This is a genomic window from Pseudomonas sp. PVC-5-1, from assembly GCF_057444345.1.
Genome location: NZ_CM172024.1, coordinates 1,242,898 through 1,258,973 on the forward strand (window position 1 = coordinate 1,242,898; position 16,076 = coordinate 1,258,973).

At 62.5% G+C, this 16,076-nt stretch carries 12 protein-coding genes; all 12 read left to right on the plus strand.

Annotated elements, in window-relative coordinates:
- Positions 1 to 17: 17 nt before the first annotated feature.
- The 12 genes from bamA to kdsA all read left to right on the plus strand — a co-directional run bounded on the left by bamA (position 18) and on the right by kdsA (position 16,003).
- Entirely contained in the window at positions 18 to 2,378 is a 2,361-nt protein-coding gene (gene bamA / locus AC2T3R_RS05710; protein WP_013971256.1) for an outer membrane protein assembly factor BamA, read from the plus strand.
- Between the two features lie 44 nt (positions 2,379 to 2,422).
- Positions 2,423 to 2,926 carry an OmpH/Skp family outer membrane protein gene (locus tag AC2T3R_RS05715; protein WP_015269197.1) on the plus strand — a complete coding sequence of 168 codons (504 nt, stop codon included), beginning with the start codon at positions 2,423 to 2,425 and terminating at the stop codon, positions 2,924 to 2,926.
- Between the two features lies 1 nt (position 2,927).
- A complete protein-coding gene (lpxD, locus tag AC2T3R_RS05720; protein ID WP_013971258.1) occupies positions 2,928 to 3,983 on the plus strand; it encodes a UDP-3-O-(3-hydroxymyristoyl)glucosamine N-acyltransferase in 1,056 nt (351 codons plus the stop codon).
- Positions 3,984 to 4,097: 114 nt separating this feature from the next.
- Positions 4,098 to 4,538: a 3-hydroxyacyl-ACP dehydratase FabZ gene (fabZ, locus tag AC2T3R_RS05725; RefSeq protein ID WP_004375427.1), complete on the plus strand. Its 441-nt coding sequence runs from the start codon at positions 4,098 to 4,100 to the stop codon at positions 4,536 to 4,538.
- Complete coding sequence (lpxA, locus tag AC2T3R_RS05730; protein WP_023661474.1) at positions 4,535 to 5,311, plus strand: acyl-ACP--UDP-N-acetylglucosamine O-acyltransferase; 777 nt, start codon at positions 4,535 to 4,537, stop codon at positions 5,309 to 5,311. The genes fabZ and lpxA overlap by 4 nt, the downstream gene beginning before the upstream one ends.
- Before the next feature lies 1 nt (position 5,312).
- Positions 5,313 to 6,440 carry a lipid-A-disaccharide synthase gene (gene lpxB / locus AC2T3R_RS05735; RefSeq protein ID WP_486744768.1) on the plus strand — a complete coding sequence of 376 codons (1,128 nt, stop codon included), beginning with the start codon at positions 5,313 to 5,315 and terminating at the stop codon, positions 6,438 to 6,440.
- Position 6,441: 1 nt separating this feature from the next.
- On the plus strand, positions 6,442 to 7,065 hold the full coding sequence (rnhB, locus tag AC2T3R_RS05740; RefSeq protein ID WP_061551306.1) for a ribonuclease HII: 624 nt from the start codon (positions 6,442 to 6,444) through the stop codon (positions 7,063 to 7,065).
- A 188-nt stretch (positions 7,066 to 7,253) separates the two neighbouring features.
- Complete coding sequence (gene dnaE, locus AC2T3R_RS05745) at positions 7,254 to 10,778, plus strand: DNA polymerase III subunit alpha (RefSeq protein WP_013971262.1); 3,525 nt, start codon at positions 7,254 to 7,256, stop codon at positions 10,776 to 10,778.
- 106 nt (positions 10,779 to 10,884) lie between these two features.
- Positions 10,885 to 11,832 (plus strand): acetyl-CoA carboxylase carboxyl transferase subunit alpha, encoded by a 948-nt coding sequence (gene accA / locus AC2T3R_RS05750; RefSeq protein ID WP_015269200.1) that lies wholly within the window; start codon positions 10,885 to 10,887, stop codon positions 11,830 to 11,832.
- Positions 11,833 to 11,972: 140 nt separating this feature from the next.
- Entirely contained in the window at positions 11,973 to 13,256 is a 1,284-nt protein-coding gene (tilS, locus tag AC2T3R_RS05755) for a tRNA lysidine(34) synthetase TilS (protein WP_410951285.1), read from the plus strand.
- A gap of 269 nt (positions 13,257 to 13,525) precedes the next feature.
- The gene (gene pyrG, locus AC2T3R_RS05760; RefSeq protein WP_004375437.1) at positions 13,526 to 15,154 is read left to right on the plus strand and encodes a CTP synthase; all 1,629 of its coding nucleotides are present in this window, start codon (positions 13,526 to 13,528) and stop codon (positions 15,152 to 15,154) included.
- A gap of 3 nt (positions 15,155 to 15,157) precedes the next feature.
- Complete coding sequence (kdsA, locus tag AC2T3R_RS05765; RefSeq protein ID WP_013971265.1) at positions 15,158 to 16,003, plus strand: 3-deoxy-8-phosphooctulonate synthase; 846 nt, start codon at positions 15,158 to 15,160, stop codon at positions 16,001 to 16,003.
- Positions 16,004 to 16,076 lie beyond the last annotated feature (73 nt).

Sequence of the window (16,076 nt, forward strand, 5' to 3'; positions counted from 1 at the left end):
TGGAATAAAAGGACTTCATGAAACGTCTGCTGCTAACTGCGGTCATGTCCGCACTGATGATCGCTGAAGTTCACGCCGAGTCCTTCACCATCTCCGATATCCGCGTCAACGGCCTGCAGCGGGTTTCCGCCGGCAGTGTCTTCGGTGCCTTGCCGCTGAACGTCGGCGACCAGGCCGATGACCGCCGACTGGTGGAGTCGACCCGTTCCCTGTTCAAGACCGGCTTCTTCCAGGACATTCAGCTGAACCGCGATGGCAATGTCCTGATCATCAACGTGGTCGAGCGCCCGTCGGTGTCGAGCATCGAGATCGAAGGCAACAAGGCGATCAGCACCGAAGACCTGATGAAGGGCCTGAAGCAATCCGGCCTGGCCGAAGGCGAGATCTTCCAGCGTGCCACCCTCGAAGGTGTGCGTAACGAGCTGCAGCGCCAGTACGTGGCCCAGGGCCGCTACTCGGCCGAGGTCGACGCCGAGGTGGTGCCGCAGCCGCGCAACCGCGTGGCGCTGAAGATCAAGATCAACGAAGGCACCGTCGCCGCCATTCAGCACATCAACATCGTTGGCAACAACGTGTTCGACGACGAGACCCTGGCGCAGCTGTTCGAGCTGAAGACCACCAACTGGCTGTCGTTCTTCAAGAACGACGACAAGTACGCCCGCGAAAAGCTCTCCGGTGACCTGGAGCGCCTGCGTTCCTACTACCTGGACCGCGGCTACATCAACATGGACATCGCCTCCACCCAGGTGTCCATCACGCCGGACAAGAAACACGTCTACATCACCGTCAACATCAACGAAGGCGAGAAGTACACCGTCCGTGACGTGAAGCTGTCCGGTGACCTGAAGGTGCCGGAAGACCAGGTCAAGTCGCTGCTGCTGGTGCAGCCTGGCCAGGTGTTCTCGCGCAAGGTGATGACCAGCACCTCCGAGCTGATCACCCGTCGCCTGGGTAACGAAGGCTACACCTTCGCCAACGTCAACGGCGTGCCGCAGCCGAACGATGAAGACCACACCGTCGACATCATGTTCGTGGTCGACCCGGGCAAGCGTGCCTACGTCAACCGCATCAACTACCGCGGCAACACCAAGACCGAAGACGAAGTGCTGCGTCGCGAAATGCGCCAGATGGAAGGCGGCTGGGCCTCGACCTACCTGATCGACCAGTCCAAGACCCGCCTGGAACGCCTGGGCTTCTTCAAGGAAGTGAACGTCGAGACCCCGCCGGTGCCGGGCACCGACGACCAGGTCGACGTCAACTACAGCGTCGAGGAACAGGCCTCCGGCTCGATCACCGCCAGCGTCGGTTTCGCCCAGAGCGCCGGCTTGATCCTCGGTGGTTCGATCAGCCAGAGCAACTTCCTCGGTACTGGTAACAAGGTATCCATCGGCCTGACCCGTTCGGAATACCAGACCCGCTACAACTTCGGCTTCGTTGACCCCTACTTCACTGCCGATGGCGTGAGCCTGGGTTACAACGCCTTCTACCGCAGCACCGACTACGACGACCTCGACGTCGACGTGGCCAGCTACGCGGTGGACAGCTACGGTGCAGGCGTCAGCCTCGGCTACCCGATCAGCGAGACCTCGCGCCTGACCTATGGCCTGAGCGTGCAGCAGGACAAGATCAAGACCGGCAAGTACACCGTTGACGAGATCTTCGATTTCCTCGAAGAGGAAGGCGACAGCTTCCTGAACTTCAAGGCCTCGATCGGCTGGTCGGAGTCGACCCTGAACAAAGGCGTGCTGGCGACCCGTGGTCACTCGCAAAGCCTGACCCTGGAATCCACCATTCCGGGCAGCGACCTGTCGTTCTTCAAGCTCGACTACCGCGGCCAGCTGTTCAAGCCGATTACCAACGACTACACCCTGCGCCTGCACACCGAACTGGGCTATGGTGATGGTTACGGCAGCACCTCCGGCCTGCCGTTCTACGAGAACTACTTCGCGGGTGGCTTCAACTCCGTCCGTGGCTTCAAGGACAGCAGCCTGGGCCCACGCAGTACCCCAAGCCGCGGTGAGGCCAACGGTGGCAAGCCAGGCACCATCGCCGACCCGGACCAGGATCCGTTGCCGTTTGGTGGCAACGTGCTGGTACAAGGTGGTGTCGAGCTGCTGTTCCCGCTGCCATTCGTCAAGGATCAGCGTTCGCTGCGCACGTCCGTGTTCTGGGATGTGGGTAACGTGTTCGACACCAATTGCGGCAACCAGCCTGATTGCGAGAAGGTCGGTTTCTCGGGTATGGCCAGCTCGGTCGGCCTGGGCGTGACCTGGATCACCGCACTGGGCCCGCTGAGCTTCAGCCTGGCAATGCCGGTCAAGAAGCCGGACGATGCCGACACCCAGGTGTTCCAATTCTCTCTGGGCCAGACCTTCTGAGGTCGGCCCTCGCTTAATGACAACGGTTTATCCAGGAGTGCATCGTGCGTAAGTTGACCCAACTGGCCGTAGTGGCCGCGGCGCTTGTCGCCACCCCGGCTTTCGCCGAAATGAAGGTTGCCGTCCTGAACTATCAGATGGCCCTGCTGGAGTCGGACGCCGCCAAGAAATACGCGGTGGATGCCGAGAAGAAGTTCGGCCCGCAACTGACCAAGCTGAAAAGCCTGGAAAGCAGCGCCAAGGGCATCCAGGACCGTCTGATCAAGGGCGGCGACAAGATGCAGCAGCAGGAGCGCGAGCGCCTGGAGCTCGAGTTCAAGCAGAAGGCCCGTGACTTCCAGTTCCAGTCCAAGGAACTGAACGAAGCCAAGGCCGTTGCTGACCGCGATATGCTCAAGCAGCTGAAGCCGAAGCTGGATGGCGCTGTCGAGGAAGTGATCAAGAAAGGTGGTTACGACCTGGTCCTCGAGCGTGGCGCGGTCATCGATGTCAAGCCTCAGTACGACATCACCCGCCAGGTCATCGAGCGCATGAACCAAGCCCGTTGATATGACCGTGACCATGACGCTAGGCCAGTTGGCCGAGGCCCTCGGCGCCACTCTCAAGGGGCCCGAGGCGCTGCAGATTACCGGGCTGGCCACCTTGCAGGAGGCTGGCCCAGGTCAGTTGAGCTTCCTCGCCAACCCGCAGTACCGCAAGTTCCTGGATAGCAGCCAGGCGGCTGCGGTGCTGCTGAAGGCGGCGGATGCCGAAGGCTTTGCCGGCAATGCGCTGATCGTCGCCGACCCGTATCTGGCCTATGCGCGCATCTCCCACCTGTTCGACCCCAAACCCAAGGCTGTGGCGGGTATTCATCCCAGCGCCGTGGTGGCCGAGGACGCGCAGGTGGACGCCAGTGCCAGCATCGGGCCGTTCGCGGTCATCGAAAGCGGTGCGCGCATCGCGGCTAATGTCAGTGTGGGTGCACACTGTGTGGTCGGTGCCCGTTGCGTGATCGGTGAGGGCGGCTGGCTGGCCCCGAGGGTCACCCTGTACCATGATGTGACCATCGGCAAGCGTGTGGTCATCCAGTCAGGTGCCGTGATTGGCGGTGAAGGCTTCGGTTTTGCCAACGAGAAGGGCGTGTGGCGCAAAATTGCCCAGATCGGTGGCGTTACCATCGGCGACGACGTGGAAATCGGTGTCAACACTGCGGTCGATCGCGGTGCACTGTCGGATACGCGCATCGCTGATGGGGTCAAGCTCGACAACCAGATCCAGATCGCCCACAACGTGCAGATCGGTGAGCACACGGCCATGGCCGCCTGCGTCGGAATTTCCGGCAGCACGCGCATCGGCAAGCATTGCACTATTGCCGGAGGTGTCGGCATGGTGGGTCATATCGATGTCTGTGATAACGTTTTCGTGTCCGGGATGACCATGGTGACCCGTTCGATCACCGAACCGGGTGCCTATTCTTCCGGCACTGCCATGCAGCCACTGGCTGAATGGCGCAAGAGCGCCGCGCGTATCCGCCACCTGGACGACATGGCCAAGCGTCTCCAGCAGCTGGAAAAACGCGTCGATACCGTGACCTCAGGTGGCCAGCCGACATCAGAAGGCTGATACCATTCCCTGAGCAAGAGTGAACAGTCGCTAGCTGGCTCCTCTTTGGACTGCAAAAGGAGCGTGTGGTCAGCACCTGCGCTCCCTATTCTTATTACAGGCTTCCCCCCCGAAATGATGGACATCAACGAGATTCGCGAATACCTGCCTCACCGTTACCCGTTCCTGTTGGTGGACCGCGTGACGGAGCTGGACTACGAGGCCCAGAGCATTCGTGCCTACAAGAATGTCAGCATCAACGAGCCGTTCTTCAACGGCCATTTCCCGGCGCACCCGATCATGCCGGGCGTCCTGATCATCGAAGCCATGGCACAGGCCGCGGGTATCCTCGGTTTCAAGATGCTCGACGCCAAACCGGCCGATGGCACCCTGTACTACTTCGTCGGCTCCGACAAGCTGCGTTTCCGTCAGCCGGTACTGCCGGGTGACCAGCTTGTGCTGGAGGCGAAGTTCCTCAGCCGCAAGAGCATGATCTGGAAATTCGAGTGCCGCGCCCTGGTCGACGGCAAGCCGGTTTGCTCGGCAGAAATCACCTGTGCGGAACGCTCCCTATGAATTCGATTGATCCTCGGGCCATTATCGACCCCTCGGCCAGGCTGGCCGATGGTGTCGAGGTCGGCCCCTGGTCGATCGTTGGCCCTGATGTGGAGATCGGGGAGGGCACCGTTATCGGCCCGCATGTTGTGCTCAAAGGGCCGACCCGCATCGGCAAGCACAACCGTATCTTTCAGTTTTCCTCGATCGGCGAAGACACCCCGGACCTCAAGTACAAGGGTGAGCCGACGCGCCTGGTGATCGGTGACCACAATGTGATCCGCGAAGGGGTGACCATCCACCGCGGTACCGTCCAGGACCGTTCGGAAACCACCGTCGGTGACCATAACCTGATCATGGCCTATGCCCACATCGGCCACGACAGCGTTATCGGCAACCACTGCATCCTGGTCAACAACACGGCCTTGGCCGGCCATGTGCACGTGGGGGATTGGGCGATCCTGTCCGGTTACACCCTGGTGCACCAGTACTGCCATATCGGTGCCCACGCGTTTTCCGGCATGGGCACGGCGATCGGCAAGGATGTCCCTGCCTTCGTCACCGTGTTCGGCAGCCCGGCCGAAGCCCGCAGCATGAACTTCGAAGGCATGCGCCGCCGGGGTTTCAGCGACGAGGTGATCCATGTGCTGCGCCGTTGCTACAAGATTGTCTATCGCCAGGGCCTGACCGTCGAAGACGCGCTCAAGGAGCTGGACGAACTGGCTGCGAAGCACCCTGAGGTCGATCTGTTCCGCCAGTCGATCGTGAACTCCGCCCGCGGCATCACCCGCTGACATGGCCCAGCTTTGCGTAGCCTTGGTCGCAGGTGAGGCCAGCGGCGATATTCTCGGTTCAGGCTTGATGCGTGCCATCAAGGCACGCCACCCCGATGTACGGTTCATCGGCGTTGGTGGTCCCTTGATGGAAGCCGAAGGCCTGCAATCCTATTTCCCCATGGAGCGCTTGGCCGTCATGGGCCTGGTCGAAGTGCTGGGGCGCCTGCGCGAGCTGCTCAAGCGGCGCAAGCTGCTGATCGAGACCCTGATCGGTGAAAAGCCCGATGTGTTCATCGGCATCGATGCCCCCGACTTCACCCTCAACATCGAACTGAAACTGCGTCAGGCCGGGATCAAGACCGTGCACTACGTCAGCCCGTCGGTATGGGCCTGGCGGCAGAAGCGTGTGCTGAAGATTCGCGAAGGCTGCGACCTGATGCTGACGCTGTTGCCATTCGAGGCGCGGTTCTATGAAGAGCAGGGCGTGCCTGTGCGCTTCGTTGGCCACCCGTTGGCCGATACCATCCCGCTAGAAGCCGACCGTCCTGCGGCGCGTGCCGCGCTGGGCTTGGGCGAAGGGCCGGTAGTGGCGTTGATGCCGGGCAGCCGGGGCGGCGAAGTAGGGCGCCTGGGGGCACTGTTCCTGGATGCTGCCGAAAGGCTGCGCCAGCAGGTACCGGGCGTGCGTTTCGTACTGCCCTGTGCCAATGCCACGCGGCGCGCCCAGGTCGAGCAGATGCTCGAAGGGCGTAAGCTGCCGCTGACCCTGCTCGATGGCCAGTCGCACCAAGCCCTGGCGGCCTGTGACGCGGTGCTGATCGCCTCGGGTACTGCCACCCTCGAAGCGCTGCTGTACAAGCGGCCGATGGTTGTGGCCTATCGCCTGGCGCCCCTGACCTACTGGATCCTCAAACGCCTGGTAAAGAGCCCCTACGTTTCGTTGCCGAACCTGCTGGCCCAGCGTGCGCTGGTACCCGAGCTGCTGCAGGATGACGCCACCAGCGAAGCACTGGCCAATACCCTGGCGCCGCTGGTAGCCGATGGCAGCCGGCAGACCGAAAGTTTCGACGAAATTCATCGCACCCTTCGCCGTGACGCCTCCAACCAGGCGGCCGAGGCGGTACTGGCCTTGCTCAAGGACCGCTGACATGCAAATTGGACTGGACTTCAACCTGGTCGAGGACCTGGTCGCGGGCGTCGACGAAGTGGGCCGTGGCCCGCTGTGCGGTGCAGTCGTGACCGCGGCGGTGATCCTCGACCCGGCGCGCCCGATCCTCGGCCTGAACGATTCGAAGAAACTCACCGAAGCCAAGCGCGAAGCGCTGTTCGACGAGATCTGCGAAAAGGCCTTGAGCTTCTGCATCGCGCGTGCCGAGGTCGAGGAAATCGACCGCCTGAACATCCTGCATGCGACCATGCTGGCCATGCAGCGCGCGGTGGAAGGCCTGCACATTACACCGAAGCTGGCCCTGATCGACGGTAACCGCTGCCCGAAACTGGCCGTACCGGCGTCGCCGGTAGTCAAGGGCGATAGTCAGGTGCCGGCCATCGCGGCGGCGTCGATCCTGGCCAAGGTGACCCGTGACCGGGAGATGAGCGCATTCGAGCTGATCTACCCGGGTTATGGCATTGGTGGGCACAAGGGGTACCCGACCCCGGTGCACCTCGAGGCGCTGGCACGCTTGGGGCCTACACCTATTCATCGGCGCTCCTTTGCCCCGGTGCGGGCCGCGTGGGACGCGCGTGCCGGTGTTCTCGATTCCCTGATCTGAACCCCCGGGGCCGCTTTGCGGCCCATCGCCGGCAAGCCAGCTCCCACACGGATCGTACAATCCCTGACAGCTACGCGGTCCCTGTGGGAGCTGGCTTGCCGGCGATGGGCTGCGAAGCAGCCCCAAAAAACATCCCCATTTAAGCTACAATCCCGCCCTTGTCGTTCAGCACTGCTACAGGATCTTCCATGTCGGTTCCCTTCGTTCACCTGCGCGTCCACTCCGAATTCTCGCTGGTCGACGGCCTGGTGCGGATCAAGCCGCTGGCCAAGGCGCTGGCCGGGATGAACATGCCGGCGGTGGCGATCACCGACCAGAGCAACATGTGCTCGCTGGTAAAGTTCTACAAGACTGCCATGGGCGCGGGCATCAAGCCGATCTGCGGCGCCGACCTGTGGCTGGCCGCTGCCGACCCGGAAGCACCGCTGTCGCGTATCTGCTTCCTGGCCATGAACCCCAAGGGGTACCGCAACCTCACCGAGCTGATCTCGCGCGGCTGGACCGAGGGCCAGCGCAACGGCCTGGTGATCCTTCAGCGTGAATGGATCGCCCCGGCCAGCGAGGGCTTGATCGCCCTGTCCGCAGGCAAGGAAGGTGACATCGGCATGGCCTTGCTGGCGGGGCGGCAAGATGAAGCCGAGGCCCTGCTGCAGGACTGGATGGCGATGTTCCCCGAGCGCTTCTATGTCGAGGTGCAGCGCACCAACCGCGCCCGCGACGAGGAATATGTGCACGCCGCCGTGGCATTGGCCGACAGGTTCGGCGCTCCGCTGGTGGCAACCAACGATGTGCGTTTCATCAAGCAATCGGACTTCGATGCTCACGAAACCCGCGTATGCATCGGTGAGGGCTGGACCCTCGACGATCCGCGCCGGCCAAGGATGTACAGCGACCAGCAGTACCTGAAGTCGGCCGAAGAAATGACCGAACTGTTCAGCGACCTGCCCGACGCCATTGCCAACACCGTCGAGATTGCCAAGCGTTGCAACATCCAGGTGCAGCTGGGCAAGTACTTCCTGCCCGACTTCCCCACGCCCAATGGCATGGGCATCGATGACTACCTGCGGCATGTGTCCCACGAAGGCCTGGAAGAGCGCCTGGCAGTGCTGTGGCCGAAAGAGACCACGCCCAACTACGAAGAGAAGCGTCAGGTTTACCTGGACCGCCTGAAGTTCGAACTGGATATCATCATCCAGATGGGCTTCCCCGGTTACTTCCTGATCGTGATGGACTTCATCAAGTGGGCCAAGAACAACGGTGTGCCGGTCGGCCCGGGCCGGGGGTCGGGTGCTGGCTCGCTGGTGGCCTATGTACTGAAGATCACCGACCTCGACCCGCTGGCCTACGACCTGCTGTTCGAGCGCTTCCTCAACCCTGAACGTATTTCCATGCCCGACTTCGACGTCGACTTCTGCATGGATGGCCGTGACCGGGTGATCGACTATGTGGCCGAAGCCTATGGCCGCAACGCGGTCAGCCAGATCATCACCTTCGGTACCATGGCGGCAAAGGCGGTGGTGCGAGACGTGGCGCGGGTACAGGGCAAGTCCTACGGCCTGGCCGACCGCCTGTCGAAGATGATCCCGTTCGAAGTGGGCATGACCCTGGAAAAGGCCTACGAGCAGGAAGAGATCCTGCGCGACTTCCTCAAGGGTGACGAAGACGCCCGCGAAATCTGGGACATGGCCCTGAAGCTCGAGGGCGTGACACGCGGTACCGGCAAACACGCCGGTGGTGTGGTCATCGCCCCGACCAAGCTCACCGACTTCTCGCCGATCGCCTGTGATGAAGAGGGCGGCGGCCTGGTAACCCAGTTCGACAAGGATGACGTCGAGGCCGCCGGCCTGGTGAAGTTCGACTTCCTCGGCCTGCGGACCCTGACCATCATCAAGTGGGCGATGGAGATCATCAACCGCGAGCAGGCCAAGAAGAACCTGCCCGATGTAAACATCGACTTCATCCCACTGGACGACCGCAAGACCTACGAGCTGTTGCAGAAGGCCGAAACCACGGCGGTGTTCCAGCTTGAATCGCGGGGCATGAAAGAGCTGATCAAGAAGCTCAAGCCCGACTGCCTGGAAGACCTTATCGCACTGGTGGCGCTGTTCCGCCCAGGCCCGCTGCAGTCGGGCATGGTGGACGACTTCATCAACCGCAAGCACGGCCGCGCCGAGCTCGCCTACCCCCATCCGGACTACCAGTACGAAGGCCTGAAGCCGGTGCTGGCACCGACCTATGGCATCATCCTGTATCAGGAACAGGTGATGCAGATCGCCCAGGTGATGGCTGGCTATACTCTCGGCGGCGCCGACATGCTGCGCCGTGCGATGGGTAAGAAGAAGCCCGAGGAGATGGCCAAGCAGCGCGGTGGTTTCATTGAAGGTTGTGCCAACAACAATATTGATGCAGACCTGGCTGGTAACATCTTCGACCTGGTGGAAAAGTTCGCCGGTTACGGCTTCAACAAGTCCCACTCCGCCGCCTATGGCCTGGTTTCGTACCAGACCGCATGGCTGAAAACCCACCACCCGGCGCCGTTCATGGCTGCGGTGTTGTCGGCGGATATGCACAACACCGACAAGGTGGTGGTGCTGGTCGAGGAAGTGCGCAGCATGAAGCTGCGCCTCGACGCGCCCGATGTGAACTTCTCCGACTTCAAGTTCACCGTCAACAATGACGGGCGCATCGTCTACGGCCTGGGCGCCATCAAGGGCGTCGGCGAGGGCCCGGTGGAGGCGATCGTCGAGGCCCGCGCCCAGGGTGGCCCATTCAAGGACCTGTTCGACTTTTGTGAGCGCATCGACCTCAAACGGGTCAACAAGCGCACCCTCGACGCGCTGATCCGCAGTGGTGCGCTGGACCGCCTGGGCCCGCACTTCCATGACGAGATCAAGGCCTACCACGCCAATATCGACATCAACCGTGCAACCCTGCTCTCGGCGCTGGGCGAGGCCATCAAGGCTGCCGAGCAGGCCGCCCACACAGCTGACAGTGGCCACGTCGACCTGTTCGGCGGCATGTTCGAAGAGGCGGATGCCGACGTCTACGCCAACCACCGCAAGGTGCGCGAACTGACCCTCAAGGAACGCCTGAAGGGCGAAAAGGACACCCTTGGCCTGTACCTCACCGGCCACCCGATCGACGAGTACGAGACCGAGATCCGCCGCTTCGCCCGCCAGCGCATCATCGACCTCAAGCCGTCACGCGATACCCAGACTATCGCCGGCATGATCATTGCCCTGCGGGTGATGAAGAACAAGAAGGGCGACAAGATGGGCTTCGTCACCCTGGATGACCGCTCCGGCCGCATCGAAGCATCGCTGTTTGCCGATGCCTTCATGGCGGCACAGTCCTTGCTGCAGACCGATGCCATGGTGGTGGTCGAAGGCGAGGTCAGTAACGACGACTTCTCCGGTGGCCTGCGCCTGCGGGTGAAGCAGGTGATGACCATGGAGGATGCGCGCACCAAGCTGGCCGAGAGCCTGCGCCTGAAGGTGGCACACGAAGCGCTCAAGGGCGACCGGCTGAAGTGGCTGGGCGAGCTGATTACCCGCCATCGCGGCGCTTGCCCGATCACCCTCGAATACACCGGCAGCGACGCCAAGGCCATGTTGCAGTTCGGCGAGCAGTGGGCTATCGACCCGGCCGATGGGCTGATTCAGGCGCTGCGTGACCAGTTCGGGCGTGAGAACGTCTTCCTGCAATATCGTTGAACCGAAAAAAATTTAATCTCGACCTGAATGCGCCTGATCCCTTAAGGTAGGGCGCCAAACGGATCAACCGGCCGGCCGCCTGGCCGTAGACCCAAGACGGATGACTATGAACCCGAATTTTCTCGATTTCGAACAGCCGATTGCCGACCTGCAAGCCAAGATCGAAGGCCTGCGCCTGGTAGGCAACGACAACTCGCTGAACATCAGCGATGAAATTGCCCGTCTGCAAGACAAGAGCAACACCCTGACCGAAAGCATCTTCGGCAACCTGACCAGCTGGCAGATCGCCCGCCTGGCTCGTCATCCGCGTCGTCCTTACACCCTGGACTACCTGGAGCACATCTTCACCGAGTTCGAAGAACTGCACGGCGACCGTCATTTCTCGGACGACGCTGCCATCGTCGGCGGTACTGCGCGCCTGGACGGCAAGCCGGTCATGGTCATCGGTCACCAGAAGGGCCGCGAAGTGCGCGAGAAGGTACGCCGCAACTTCGGCATGCCGCGCCCTGAAGGCTACCGCAAGGCCTGCCGCCTGATGGAAATGGCCGAGCGCTTCAAGATGCCGATCCTGACCTTCATCGACACCCCGGGCGCCTACCCGGGCATCGACGCCGAAGAGCGCAACCAGAGCGAGGCCATCGCCTGGAACCTGCGCGTGATGGCGCGCCTGAAAACCCCGATCATCGCCACCGTGATCGGTGAGGGTGGTTCCGGCGGTGCGCTGGCCATCGGTGTGTGCGACCAGTTGAACATGCTGCAGTACTCCACCTACTCGGTGATCTCGCCGGAAGGCTGCGCCTCGATCCTGTGGAAGACTGCCGACAAGGCAGCCGACGCAGCCGAAGCCATGGGCATCACCGCCGAGCGCCTGAAGAGCCTGAACATCGTCGACAAGGTCATCCAGGAGCCGCTGGGCGGCGCCCACCGTGACCCGGCGAAGATGTCGGAAAGCATCCGTGCCGACCTGGTACAGCAGCTGGACATGCTCGGCAAGCTCGACCATGACGCGCTGCTGGCCCGCCGTTACGATCGCCTGATGAGCTACGGCCTCTGATAGCGAGATGAATGGCACCGGCTTCGCCGGTGTTCGCGGGCACGCCCGCTCCCACAGGTAATGCTTTGCCCTCGGGGCTAGCGCCATACTTGTGGGAGCGGGCGTGCCCGCGAATGCGTTCTTGAACCGAGCGAGGCTAGATGATCAACCTCACCCCCTGGCTCAACGCCCCCACCTGGTACATCGCCTTCTCCGGCGGCCTCGATTCCACCGTCCTCCTGCATCTGCTGGGCGACTACGCCCGCAATCACGCATCCCCTCCATTGCGCGCCATCCACGTCCACCACGGGCTGCAACCCGCCGCCGATGCCTGGCCCGCCCACTGCCAAGCCGTCTGCGACAATCTCGGCATCGAACTCCAGGTCATCCATGTCCAGGTCACCCCCGGCGCCAGCCTCGAACAGGCCGCCCGCGACGCCCGCTATGCTGCCTTCAGGCAAGCGCTCGGCCCAGGCGACATCCTGTTCACCGGCCAGCACCGCGACGACCAGGCCGAAACCCTGCTGTTCCGCCTGCTGCGCGGCGCAGGCCTGCGTGGCATGGCTGCAATGCCGGGGCAGCGGGCGCTAGGGCAGGGCAGCCTGGTCAGGCCATTGCTGGGCTGTTCCCGCCAGCAACTGCAGGACCACGCCCAGGCCAATGGGCTGGCCTGGATCGAAGATCCGTCAAATGTTGACACACAATTTGCCCGCAACTACCTGCGCAGCGAAGTGTTTCCGCTGCTTCAGCAACGTTGGCCGCAGGCCAGCCAGAACCTGGCCCGCGCCGCCGAGCACCTGAGCGAAGCGCAAGGCCTGCTGGACGAGCTGGCCCAGGACGACCTGGCGCTCGCCGGGGAGGGCGCGCCGGTGGCTTGGCCGGGGCTGGACTCCCTCGACCTGGCTTCCCTGGTGGCGCTGTCGCCTGCCCGTCAGCGCAATGCCCTGCAATACTGGCTGAGCCACCGTACCCGGCTGCCCGACACCCGACACTGGGCCGGCTGGGCGGACCTGCGCGATGCCGCCGCCGATGCCCGGCCCGCCTGGCAGCTTGCCGATGGGCAGTTGCTGCGCAGTCATGGCCGCATCTGGTGGTTGAGTGGTGACTGGCTGCAGCTGCCCGTCGGCGAACTGCCTTGGGCCGATCCCGCCAAGCCTTTGCTGTTGCCGGGTAACGGCAGGGTGCGTCTTGTTGGCGCAGCGCCGCTGGACGGCTTGCGCATTGCCTACCGCCAGGGCGGTGAAGTGCTGGATGTCCCCGGCCGCGGCCGACGCGACCTCAAGCGCCTGTTAAACGAACTGCAGGTGCCGCTTTTCCTGCGCCCGCGCCTGCCACTGCTGTACCGGGGCGAACGCTTGCTGGCGGTGGCCAACCTGCCCGGGCTGGTGCAGGCTGATTGCCAGCTGTCCTGGCAGTTGCCGACGAACGCGCAAGGTTTGAGCTGAAGGGTACATTCGGGTAGACTACCCTCCCTTCTTGATACAGCTTCTGTGGGTTCCGCGAAAACACAGGAGTTGCCGATTACCAAGCAGTTTTTTGCTGGGCTGATTCTGGAAATGACGAGCGAGCTCCATGCCGGGGATACCCCTGGTCTGTACAGACGCGGCAGTTTTTCGAGATGCACTGTGATTGACGCAGGTGATCGGGGGCTTCGGCCTTCCTTCGCTTTCTCCGGCGGCGCTGGCCGCCTTAACGCAGACTTCTAGGGTTTTTCATGACGCGCTACATATTCGTCACGGGCGGTGTTGTTTCTTCATTGGGGAAAGGCATTGCCTCGGCTTCCCTGGCGGCCATCCTGGAAGCGCGGGGCCTGAAGGTCACCATGCTCAAGCTGGATCCGTACATCAACGTCGATCCGGGCACCATGAGCCCGTTCCAGCACGGTGAAGTGTTCGTCACCCACGATGGCGCCGAGACCGACCTCGACCTGGGCCACTACGAGCGGTTCATCCGCACCACCATGACCCAGAACAACAACTTCACCACCGGCCGCATCTACGAGCACGTACTGCGCAAGGAACGTCGTGGTGACTATCTGGGCGCGACCATCCAGGTCATCCCGCACATCACCGATGAAATCAAGCGTCGCATCATCAAGGGCGCCGGCGATGCCGACGTGGCCCTGGTGGAAATCGGCGGTACCGTGGGTGACATCGAGTCGCAGCCGTTCCTCGAAGCCATCCGCCAGCTGCGCGTCGAAGTGGGCTCCAAGCGCGCCATGCTGATGCACCTGACCCTGGTCCCGTATATCGCCACCGCTGGCGAGACCAAGACCAAGCCGACCCAGCACTCGGTCAAGGAGCTGCGCTCCATCGGCCTGCAGCCTGACGTGCTGATCTGCCGCTCCGACCACCCGGTCGATGCCTCGTCGCGTCGCAAGATCGCGCTGTTCACCAACGTTGAAGAGCGTGCGGTGATTTCGCTGGAAGACGTCGACACCATCTACAAGATCCCGGGCGTGCTGCACGCACAGGGCCTGGACGATTTCGTCGTCGAGCGTTTCGGCCTGCAGTGCAATGGCGCCGACCTGTCCGAGTGGGACAAGGTGGTCGATGCCAAGCTCAACCCTGAGCACGAAGTGACCATCGCCATGGTCGGCAAGTACATGGAGCTGCTGGATGCGTACAAGTCGCTGATCGAAGCGATGAGCCACGCCGGCATCACCAACCGCACCAAGGTCAACCTGCGCTACATCGACTCGGAAGACATCGAGAACCAGGGCACCAGCCTGCTCGAAGGCGCCGATGCCATCCTGGTGCCGGGCGGTTTCGGCCTGCGCGGCGTGGAAGGCAAGATCACCGCGGTGCAATACGCCCGTGAGAACAAGGTGCCGTACCTGGGTATCTGCCTGGGCATGCAGGTGGCCGTGATCGAATTTGCCCGTAACGTGATGGGATGGAAGGATGCCAACTCCACCGAGTTCGACCGCAACAGCGGTCACCCGGTAGTCGGCCTGATCACCGAGTGGGCCGATGCCACCGGTGCCGTCGAAACCCGCAGCGAAGCCTCCGACCTGGGTGGCACCATGCGCCTGGGCGCACAGGACTGCCAGCTGGCGGCCGGTTCCAAGGTGCACGATTGCTACGGCAAGGACGTGATCACCGAGCGTCACCGCCATCGCTACGAAGTGAACAACAACCTGTTGCCGCAACTGATCGATGCCGGCCTGGTGGTTTCCGGCCGCTCTGAAGACGGCGCGCTGGTGGAAGTGGTCGAGTCCAAGGACCACCCATGGTTCGTCGCCTGCCAGTTCCACCCGGAATTCACCTCGACCCCGCGTGACGGCCACCCGCTGTTCAGCGGTTTCGTCAAGGCAGCCCTGGCTCAGAAGAACAAGGCCTGATCAATGACCCAGAAGATCATTCGCGTCGGTAACATCGAGATCGCCAACGACAAGCCGTTCGTCCTGTTCGGCGGCATGAACGTCCTGGAGTCCCGTGACCTGGCAATGAAGGTCTGCGAAGAGTACGTGCGGGTGACCGAGAAGCTTGGTATCCCGTACGTGTTCAAGGCCAGCTTCGACAAGGCCAACCGTTCGTCGGTAACTTCCTACCGTGGCCCGGGCATGGAAGAGGGGCTGAAGATCTTCGAAGAGATCAAGCGCACCTTCAACGTGCCGGTCATCACCGACGTACACGAGCCTTATCAGGCCGAGCCTGTAGCCAAGGTGTGCGACATCATCCAGCTGCCGGCATTCCTGTCGCGCCAGACCGATCTGGTGGTGGCCATGGCCAAGACCGGCGTAGTGATCAACATCAAGAAGGCCCAGTTTCTCGCGCCTCAGGAAATGAAACACATCCTGACCAAGTGCGAAGAAGCCGGTAACGACCAGTTGATTCTCTGCGAGCGTGGTTCGAGCTTCGGCTACAACAACCTGGTGGTGGACATGCTCGGCTTCGGCATCATGAAGCAGTTCGAGTACCCGGTGTTCTTCGACGTGACCCACGCCCTGCAGATGCCGGGTGGTCGCGCCGATTCCGCCGGTGGTCGCCGCGCCCAGGTCACCGACCTGGCCAAGGCCGGCATGAGCCAAGGCCTGGCCGGTCTGTTCCTCGAAGCCCACCCCGATCCGGACAACGCCAAGTGCGATGGCCCATGTGCCCTGCGCCTGGACAAACTGGAGCCATTCCTGGCCCAGCTCAAGCAACTGGACGACCTGGTGAAAAGTTTTCCGACGGTAGAAACCGCGTAAAGCTCGATTCTCGGGTAAAGTACCGCCCGATCCACCCCTGACCAGTCGGTCAGGGGTTCCCTTCACCCGGCCT

Coding starts and splice junctions, on each gene's coding strand:
- pyrG (WP_004375437.1), top strand. CDS start 13,526: ATGACGCGCTACATATTCGTCACGGGCGGTGTTGTTTCTTCATTGGGG.
- rnhB (WP_061551306.1), top strand. CDS start 6,442: ATGCAAATTGGACTGGACTTCAACCTGGTCGAGGACCTGGTCGCGGGC.
- fabZ (WP_004375427.1), top strand. CDS start 4,098: ATGATGGACATCAACGAGATTCGCGAATACCTGCCTCACCGTTACCCG.
- dnaE (WP_013971262.1), top strand. CDS start 7,254: ATGTCGGTTCCCTTCGTTCACCTGCGCGTCCACTCCGAATTCTCGCTG.
- kdsA (WP_013971265.1), top strand. CDS start 15,158: ATGACCCAGAAGATCATTCGCGTCGGTAACATCGAGATCGCCAACGAC.
- accA (WP_015269200.1), top strand. CDS start 10,885: ATGAACCCGAATTTTCTCGATTTCGAACAGCCGATTGCCGACCTGCAA.
- bamA (WP_013971256.1), top strand. CDS start 18: ATGAAACGTCTGCTGCTAACTGCGGTCATGTCCGCACTGATGATCGCT.
- lpxD (WP_013971258.1), top strand. CDS start 2,928: ATGACCGTGACCATGACGCTAGGCCAGTTGGCCGAGGCCCTCGGCGCC.
- lpxB (WP_486744768.1), top strand. CDS start 5,313: ATGGCCCAGCTTTGCGTAGCCTTGGTCGCAGGTGAGGCCAGCGGCGAT.
- tilS (WP_410951285.1), top strand. CDS start 11,973: ATGATCAACCTCACCCCCTGGCTCAACGCCCCCACCTGGTACATCGCC.
- lpxA (WP_023661474.1), top strand. CDS start 4,535: ATGAATTCGATTGATCCTCGGGCCATTATCGACCCCTCGGCCAGGCTG.